The organism is Nocardiopsis sp. CC223A (assembly GCF_030766825.1).
In the GTDB taxonomy this organism is placed as follows: domain Bacteria; phylum Actinomycetota; class Actinomycetes; order Streptosporangiales; family Streptosporangiaceae; genus Nocardiopsis.
The window spans coordinates 58,880-66,948 of record NZ_JASFDV010000030.1; the positions used below are offsets into that span (position 1 = coordinate 58,880).

Consider the following 8,069-nt stretch of genomic DNA (forward strand, 5'->3'; position numbering starts at 1 on the left):
GGGGTGAACCAAGTACGCCGGAAAGGGGCGACGGAGGTCCTCTGGCGGTACTCGAAGGCGGGCTGACACGGGGGTCGGAACATCGGAACGAGAACCCGCGCCGAGCACTTCGCCCCGGCTCGTAACTGCTGGGGGCATGCCAGTCGGGTTCCTCACCGACGAGCAGGCGGCCCGCTACGGCCGCTACGCCGAGCCGCCCTCGCGCACGGCTGGACCGGTTCTTCTCCCCCGACGAGGAAACCCGCCGGCGCTCCAACAGAGCCCAGACCATCCTGTAGGAGTCCCGCCACGCCCCGGGCTCCGGTCGCGCTCCGGCCCGGACGCGGGGGGAGCGGTATCGGGTCCTGTGCTGCCGCGCAGGGGCGGGGTTCGGGGCGCCGCAGTCATACCGGCACCCGACATCCTCACGAAAAGGGTGGTCGGTGAGAGTCCGCGGTTCGATGCCAGCGGGGCAGGCCCCGCCCCCGCCCCTGGTTCCCCGGGGTGCGGCCCCGGGATCAGGTGAGTTCGAGGCCGCCGTCGACGGTGAGGACCTGCCCGGTGAGCCAGGTCGTGCCCGGGTCGGCGAGCCGCAGCACCCACTGGGCGACCTCGTCGGGTTCACCGCGGCGGCCCAGCGGGATCTGCGCGGCCTCGGTCTCCTTGATCCGGGCCACGTCGGCCTCGGCGAGCCCGGCTGCCGACAGAGCCTCGCTTTCGGTGGGGCCCGGCGCCAGGGCGTTGACCCGCACCCCCTCGGGGGCCAGTTCCAGCGCCCAGCAGCGCGTCAACTGCTCGATGGCGGCCTTGGAGGCCGCGTAGTGGGCGGCGCCGGGCAGCGGCCGGTGGCCATAGGTGCTGGAGACGTTGACGATCGTTCCCCTCCGGTCGCGCAGGTGCGGCAGGGCCGCGGCGGCCAGGAGGCTGGGGGCGGTGACGTTGAGCGCGAACAGCCCGGCGATGCGGTCCGCATCGGTTTCGGCCAGCGGCATCATCGCAGTGGCGCCGGCGTTGTTGACGAGCACGTCGATGCGGCCCCACCGTTGCGTCGCGGCCTGGGCCACCCGGGCGGGGGCGTCGGGGGCACGCAGGTCGGCGGGGTGGGCGGCGATGCCGGGGTGGTGGGCGGCGGTGGCCTGGAGCGCCTCCTGGCGCCGGCCCACCCCCAGGACGCGGGCTCCGGCGCGGGCCATGGCGATCGCGGTGGCGCGGCCGATGCCCGATCCGGCGCCGGTGACGATGGCGACCCGGCCGTTGAGGTCGGTGTGCTGGTGGTGCTGCGGCTCGGTCAACCCGACTCCTTTGTTCGTTGTTCGTCGAATATCGAATAAGCTAGCATGGGGACATGAGACGCGCACACCACCCGGCCACCGAGGAACTGTCGTTGCCCGAGGTGATGGCGGCGCTCAGCGACCCGCTGCGCATCGGGCTCGTGCGGGTGCTCGCCGACGGTGCCGAGCGCGGGTGGGGAGAGTTGTGGGCGCCGGTGGCCAAGTCGACGCTCAGCCACCACCTGCGGGTCCTGCGCGATGCGGGGGTGACCCGCACCCGTCAGGAGGGCACCCGCTGCTTCGTCACGCTGCGCCGCCAGGACCTGGACGAGCGCTTCCCCGGACTGGTCGGGGCCCTGCTGGAGGCGGCTGGCGCCGAGGACGTGACCGGCGGCGTCCGCCTCGCACCCGGCGCCGACTCCACGGCCGCTCGGCGCTGACGGCGACTGGAGGCCACCCGGCGCCACACCCCGCCCACCCGGGCCGACATGGAGGCCGCGGTCGCACACCTGCCCGCCGACGAGCAACCCGGTGAGCCCTTGGCGCGGGTTCTCGTTCCGATGTTCCGACCCCCGTGTCAGCCCGCCTTCGAGTACCGCCAGAGAACCTCCGTCGCCCCTTTCCGGCGTACTTGGTCCACCCCCTTAGCGGCCCCGCCCGGCCTCAGGCACCCCCGGCCCGGCGGGCGCTGCGCGCAGCGTCCGCCTCGCGCGCCACCCGCACCAGCTCGCGCACCCGCTCCGAGGTCGCCGCACCGGGGCACACGACCGCCACCCACCCCTGGGCCGCGTACAGCGGGTGGGCGATGATCCGGTCCGCCTGCGCGGGGTCCACCTCACCGGCGTGCTCGGGGTGGGCGGCCGGCGGGTACCCCACCAGTTCCTCGAACAGCGCCCGCCCCACCGCGATGTTCACCCGGAACACCCCGGGCCGGTCCAGCCGGGAGGCGGTGTCGAACCCCGGGTAGTCCGAGGCCACCACCGTCGCGAACGGCATGTTCCGGCGCCGGGCGGGGTCGCCGCCGGGCTCGTGGAAGAAGAACACGTCCCCCCACGCGGCCTCCGGCGCCCCGTCCTCGGGCCCGGCCCGCACGGTGCCCACCTCCGGCAGTCCCTCGATGAACGCGATGATCTCGTCCTGGGTCATGGCCACAGTCCCTTCGGGGTCGGTTCCACGGGCCCCGGCCGGCGGCCCGTACCTTCCATCGTGGCCTTGAACTCCTTTCGGAACCCTGACACCGCATGCGCCCGGCAGAACAAGGAACCGGGGCCGGAAAACCCTCCAAGCGCACACCAAGGCGCCCCCGCGCGCACCCCGTCAGGTCAGCGCCCACCCCGGCAGCGCCTCCACCCGGCCGCCCCACCGCGGCCGCACCGCCGGGTCCGCGCCCAGCACCCCGCCCACGATCGCGGCCACGGTGTCCATGTCCCCGCCCGGTGCGACCGCCGACCACAGCGCCGACTCCAGCGGTGCGCCCAGGTGCTTGGCCACCACCCACAACGCGAACGGCACCGTGTCCAGGGCCCGCACCCGCGAGCCGTTGCCCAGCCGGTGGGCCGCCCCCACCGGCTCGGGCACGATGAGCAGCGCCCGCGCGGCCCGCACCCCCTCCCGCAGCGCCCCCTCGGGCAGCAGGTCCGCCACCCGGCCCAGGAACGTCCCCGGCGCACCCGGCTCCCCGCGGGCCACCAGGGCGGCGGCCACCGCCACCGCGGCCGCCCCGTCCACCGCCTCGGGGTGGGTGTGGGTGACGCGCGCGCTCACCGCCGCCCACCCGGCCACCGCCTCCAGGTCGTCGGCGAAGTACGCGCCCAGCGGCGCCACCCGCATCGCCGCACCGTTGCCCCACGACCCGGCCCCGTCGAACAGCCCGGCCGCCAGTTCCCGGTGGTCGGCGCCCTCGCGCACCAGCCGCAGCAGGCGGCCCGTGGCGGGCCCGTACCCGCGGTCGAAGTCGTGGTGGTCGGCGAAGGACCCGGCCAGCCGGTCGGCGTCCACCTCCCCGTACCGGACCGCCTCCCGGTACACCGACGCCGCCATCTCGGTGTCGTCGGTCCACGCCCACACCCCCTCGGGCAACTCGCGGGCGCGGTGCCGGAACCGGTTGTCGGGAACGAAGAACTGGGAGCCGAAGGCGTCGCCCACGGCCAGGGCGGACAGGCTGGACAGTGCGCGCCGGGCGCGCTCGGAATCGGGAACGGAAGCAGTCATCGCCCGCCATCCTGCCCCACCCGCACTCTCCAGGACAGGGTGTGACCGAGGTCCCACCGGGGCCCGCAACCCCGCCCACGCTCGGAATACGCCCCTATCACTCGGCTCCCACCTGCGGTGACAGCACAACGAAACATGCCCGACACGATCGCCCAACGCCCGGGTAACACCCCGGAGGTTGCCTGAAACGCAACCGCACCGGGAGGAACACCCCCATGGAAGAACTCGTCGTCATCGGCAACGGCATGGTCGGCCACCGGCTCGTCGAGGCCCTGCGCGACCGCGACGCGGCGGGCCACTGGCACATCACCGTCGTGGGCGAGGAGCCCCGCACCGCCTACGACCGTGTCGCCCTGTCCTCCTACTTCGACGGCGCCACCGCCGACGACCTGTCACTGGGGGACCTGTCCGGCCCCGCCGTGGACGTGCACGTCAACGAGCGCGCCGCCGCCATCGACCGCGCCACGCGCACCGTCACCACCGACTCGGGCCGCACCCTGCCCTACGACCGGCTCGTCCTGGCCACCGGCTCGTCCCCGTTCGTGCCGCCCGTCCCCGGACACGACCTGCCCGGCTGCCACGTCTACCGGACCATCGAGGACCTGGACGCCATCACCGCGGCCGCCCGCGCCGGGGCCCGCACCGGCGTCGTCATCGGCGGCGGCCTGCTGGGCCTGGAGGCCGCCAACGCCCTGCGCCTGCTGGGCATGGACGCCCACGTCGTCGAACTCGCCCCCCACCTGATGCCCGCCCAGATCGACGAGGGCGCAGGGTCCCTGCTCGCCGGACTCGTCTCCGACCTGGGCGTGCACGTCCACACCGGCACCGCCTCCACCGCCGTGGAGGCCGGGCCCGACGGCCGCGCCGCCCGCCTGCTCCTGGCGGACGGCTCCCACCTGGACACCGACCTGGTCGTCTTCTCCGTGGGCATCCGGCCCCGCGACGAACTGGCCCGCGCCGCCGGCCTGGCCGTCGGCGAACGCGGCGGCATCACCATCGACGACACCTGCACCACCTCCGACGCCCACGTCCACGCCATCGGCGAGGCCGCCTGCCACCGCGGCACCGTCTACGGGCTCATCGCCCCCGGCAACGCCATGGCCGAGGTCCTGGCCGACCGCCTGGTCGGCGGCCAGGCCACCTTCACCGGCGCCGACACCTCCACCAAGCTCAAGCTGCTGGGCGTGGACGTGGCCAGCTTCGGCGACGCCCACGGCCGCACCGCCGACTGCCTGGACGTCGTCGTCAACGACGCCGCCACCGGCCGCTACGCCAAGCTCGTCCTGTCCGACGACGCCACCACCCTGCTGGGCGGCATCCTGGTGGGCGACGCCACCGCCTACGCCACCCTGCGCCCCCTGGTCGGCTCGCCCCTGCCGGGCGACCCGCTCGCCCTGATCACCCCCCAGGGCGAGACCCTGGGGGCCGACGCCCTGCCCGACTCCGCGCAGATCTGCTCCTGCAACGCCGTCACCAAGGGCACCATCACCCAGGCCATCTGCGACGGCAACCACGACGTGCCCGCGCTGAAGGCCTGCACCCGCGCCGGCACCAGCTGCGGCTCGTGCGTGCCCATGCTCAAGAACCTCCTGGACAAGGCCGGGATCGTCCAGTCCAAGGCCCTGTGCGAGCACTTCGCCCACTCCCGGGCCGAACTGCTGGAGATCGTCCGCGCCACCGGCATCACCACGTTCTCCGCCCTCATCGAGGCCCACGGCACCGGCGCCGGCTGCGACATCTGCAAGCCCGCCGTCGCCTCCATCCTGGCCTCCCTGGGCAACGGGCACATCCTGGAGGGGGAGCAGGCCACCCTCCAGGACACCAACGACCGCCACCTGGCCAACATGCAGCGCAACGGCACCTACTCCGTCGTCCCGCGCATCCCGGGCGGTGAGATCACCCCCGACAAGCTCATCGTCATCGGCGAGGTCGCCCGCGACTTCGGCCTCTACACCAAGATCACCGGCGGCCAGCGCATCGACCTGTTCGGCGCCCGCCTGGAGCAGCTGCCCGCCATCTGGACCCGCCTGGTCGAGGCCGGCTTCGAGTCCGGGCACGCCTACGGCAAGTCCCTGCGCACCGTGAAGTCCTGCGTGGGCACCACCTGGTGCCGCTACGGCGTCCAGGACTCCGTCGGGCTGGCCATCCGCCTGGAGGAGCGCTACCGGGGCCTGCGCTCGCCCCACAAGCTCAAGTCCGCCGTCTCCGGCTGCGCCCGCGAATGCGCCGAGGCCCGCGGCAAGGACTTCGGGATCATCGCCACCGACCACGGCTGGAACCTCTACGTCGGCGGCAACGGCGGCTTCACCCCCCGCCACGCCGACCTGCTCGCCTCGGACCTGGACGAGCCCACCCTCATCCGCTACATCGACCGGTTCCTGATGTTCTACATCCGCACCGCCGACCGCCTCCAGCGCACCGCCGCCTGGATCGAGGCCATGGACGGCGGCCTGGAGCACCTGCGCGAGGTCGTGGTGGAGGACTCCCTGGGCATCGCCGCCGACCTGGAGGCCGCCATGGACCGCCACGTCGACTCCTACGCCGACGAGTGGGCCGCGGTCCTGGCCGACCCCGACAAGCTCGCCCGCTTCCAGTCCTTCGCCAACGCCCCCGACACCCCCGACCCCACCATCGCCTTCACCACCACCCGCGACCAGCCCGTCCCCGCCGCCCCCGTCGGGCTCGGCATCCCCACCCTGCGCACCCGGGAGAACGCACGATGACCGCCTACGCCACCGAGGCCGCCCACCAGCCGGCCGAGGACACCGTCTCCGCCTGGACCGTCGCCTGCCCCAGCACCCGGCTGCGCCCCGACGACGGCGTCGCCGTCCTGCTGCCCGGCGGCCGCCAGGCCGCCCTGTTCCGCACCCGCACCGGGGAGTTGTACGCCGTCGACAACATCGACCCCTTCACCGGGGCCGCCGTCCTGTCCCGCGGCATCGTCGGCGACCGTGCCGGGGAGCCCACCATCGCCTCGCCCCTGCTCAAGAACGTCTTCTCGCTGCGCACCGGCCGCAGCCTGGACGACCCCGACGTCACCCTGGACACCTGGCCCGTCCACGACGACGGCACCACCGTGCGCATCGACACCCGAACCCCTACGGAGGGCGCCACATGACCTCGGCACCGCCGCTCACCCCGAGCCCGCGCAGCCCGAACCCGCCCACCACCGCGCCCCTGGCCGGGTTCACCGTCGCCGTCACCGCCGCCCGCCGCGCCGACGAGCTCTCCGCCCTGCTGCGCCGCAAGGGCGCCCAGGTCATCGCCGCCCCGGCCCTGCGCATCGTCCCCCTGAGCGACGACCAGCGCCTGGCCGCGGTCTCCGACGACCTCATCCGCCGCCCCGCCGACGTCGTCGTCGCCACCACCGGTATCGGCTTCCGCGGCTGGGTGGAGGCCTGTGAGACCTGGGGCAGCGTCGACGGCCTGCTGGACTCCCTGCGCGCCTCCCGCCTGCTCGCCCGCGGCCCCAAGGCCAAGGGCGCCATCCGCGCCGCCGGGCTCACCGAGGAATGGTCCCCGCCCTCGGAGTCCTCCGCCGAGGTCCTGGACTACCTCCTGCAACGCGGTGTCCAGGGACTGCGCGTGGCCATCCAACTGCACGGCGAGCCCCTGCCCGACTTCACCGCCGCCCTGCGCCTGGCCGGGGCCGAGGTCGTGGAGATCCCGGTCTACCGGTGGACCCAGCCCGAGCAGACCGGCCCCCTGGACCGGCTCATCGAGGCCGTCACCTGCGGGGGAGTGGACGCCGTCACCTTCACCAGTGCCCCGGCCGCCGCCGGGCTGCTCGCCCGCGCCCGCACCACCGGCCACGGCGACGCCCTCGTGCACGCCCTGCGCCGCGACGTGCTGGCCATGTGCGTGGGGCCGGTCACCGCCCGCCCCCTCATGGCCCACGACATCCCCACCACCTGGCCCGAACGCGCCCGTATCGGCGCCCAGGTGCGCGCCCTGGCCGAGGAGCTGCCCGCCCGGTTCCCGACCCTGACCGTGGCCGGGCACCGGTTGCGCCTGCGCGGCCACGCTGTCCTGGTCGACGGCACCGTCCACACCCTCTCGCCCACCCTCATGCGGCTCATGCGCGCCCTGGCCCACCGCCCCGGCCAGGTCCTGGACCGCACCCGCCTGCTCACCTGCCTGGGCGAGGACGCCGACGCCCACGCCGTGGAGACCGCCGTGGCGCGCCTGCGCACCGCCCTGGGCGATGCCAAGATCATCCAGACGGTCGTCAAACGCGGCTACCGGCTGGCCCTGGACGACACCCCCGGATGCGAGTGAGGACCGTGCACCGACACCCCGCCCTGCTGCTGGCCCTGCACGGCACCCGCGACCCCCGCGGCACCGCCGTCGCCCACTCCCTGGCGCTGCGGGTGGCCGAGCTGACCCGCGTGCCCACCCGGCTGGCGTTCGCCGACGTCCTGGAACCCGCCGTCGGCCGGGTCGCCGCCGACTCCCCGGGGCCCCTGGTGGTGGTGCCCGCCTTCCTGGCCGCCGGCTACCATGTGCGCGCCGACATCCCCGACCAGCTCGCCCGCGCCGGACGCGCCGACGCCGTCGTCACCCCCGCCCTGGGCGACCACCCGGCCGTGCGCGACACCGCGGTGCGGC

Annotated in this window: 8 protein-coding genes; 5 read left to right on the forward strand and 3 right to left on the reverse strand. The window is 74.6% G+C overall.

Features of this window, described 5'->3' with window-relative positions; all coding sequences use genetic code 11:
• Nucleotides 1-497 precede the first annotated feature (497 nt).
• A complete protein-coding gene (locus QJS33_RS14630) occupies nucleotides 498-1,271 on the reverse strand; it encodes an SDR family NAD(P)-dependent oxidoreductase (protein WP_306368511.1) in 774 nt (257 codons plus the stop codon).
• Nucleotides 1,272-1,324: 53 nt separating this feature from the next.
• Here QJS33_RS14630 and QJS33_RS14635 point away from each other — a divergent pair, with 53 nt between their 5' ends.
• Nucleotides 1,325-1,690, forward strand: coding sequence for a helix-turn-helix transcriptional regulator (locus QJS33_RS14635; RefSeq protein WP_306368512.1), 366 nt, complete (start codon nucleotides 1,325-1,327; stop codon nucleotides 1,688-1,690).
• 223 nt (nucleotides 1,691-1,913) lie between these two features.
• On the opposite strand, the gene QJS33_RS14640 is transcribed toward QJS33_RS14635, so the two are convergent.
• Complete coding sequence (locus QJS33_RS14640; protein ID WP_306368513.1) at nucleotides 1,914-2,396, reverse strand: DUF6194 family protein; 483 nt, start codon at nucleotides 2,394-2,396, stop codon at nucleotides 1,914-1,916.
• Nucleotides 2,397-2,567: 171 nt separating this feature from the next.
• The gene (locus QJS33_RS14645) at nucleotides 2,568-3,461 is read right to left on the reverse strand and encodes an ADP-ribosylglycohydrolase family protein (protein ID WP_306368514.1); all 894 of its coding nucleotides are present in this window, start codon (nucleotides 3,459-3,461) and stop codon (nucleotides 2,568-2,570) included.
• Between the two features lie 215 nt (nucleotides 3,462-3,676).
• Here QJS33_RS14645 and nirB point away from each other — a divergent pair, with 215 nt between their 5' ends.
• The 4 genes from nirB to QJS33_RS14665 form a co-directional block, all read left to right on the forward strand.
• A complete protein-coding gene (gene nirB / locus QJS33_RS14650; protein ID WP_306368515.1) occupies nucleotides 3,677-6,184 on the forward strand; it encodes a nitrite reductase large subunit NirB in 2,508 nt (835 codons plus the stop codon).
• On the forward strand, nucleotides 6,181-6,579 hold the full coding sequence (gene nirD / locus QJS33_RS14655) for a nitrite reductase small subunit NirD (protein ID WP_306368516.1): 399 nt from the start codon (nucleotides 6,181-6,183) through the stop codon (nucleotides 6,577-6,579). The genes nirB and nirD overlap by 4 nt, the downstream gene beginning before the upstream one ends.
• Nucleotides 6,576-7,739 carry a uroporphyrinogen-III synthase gene (locus tag QJS33_RS14660; RefSeq protein WP_306368517.1) on the forward strand — a complete coding sequence of 388 codons (1,164 nt, stop codon included), beginning with the start codon at nucleotides 6,576-6,578 and terminating at the stop codon, nucleotides 7,737-7,739. The genes nirD and QJS33_RS14660 overlap by 4 nt, the downstream gene beginning before the upstream one ends.
• A gap of 5 nt (nucleotides 7,740-7,744) precedes the next feature.
• The coding region (locus tag QJS33_RS14665; RefSeq protein ID WP_306368518.1) for a sirohydrochlorin chelatase at nucleotides 7,745-8,069 on the forward strand (325 nt) is incomplete at its 3' end.

Coding starts and splice junctions, on each gene's coding strand:
- QJS33_RS14635 (WP_306368512.1), top strand. CDS start 1,325: ATGAGACGCGCACACCACCCGGCCACCGAGGAACTGTCGTTGCCCGAG.
- QJS33_RS14645 (WP_306368514.1), bottom strand. CDS start 3,461: ATGACTGCTTCCGTTCCCGATTCCGAGCGCGCCCGGCGCGCACTGTCC.
- QJS33_RS14640 (WP_306368513.1), bottom strand. CDS start 2,396: ATGACCCAGGACGAGATCATCGCGTTCATCGAGGGACTGCCGGAGGTG.
- QJS33_RS14660 (WP_306368517.1), top strand. CDS start 6,576: ATGACCTCGGCACCGCCGCTCACCCCGAGCCCGCGCAGCCCGAACCCG.
- nirB (WP_306368515.1), top strand. CDS start 3,677: ATGGAAGAACTCGTCGTCATCGGCAACGGCATGGTCGGCCACCGGCTC.
- nirD (WP_306368516.1), top strand. CDS start 6,181: ATGACCGCCTACGCCACCGAGGCCGCCCACCAGCCGGCCGAGGACACC.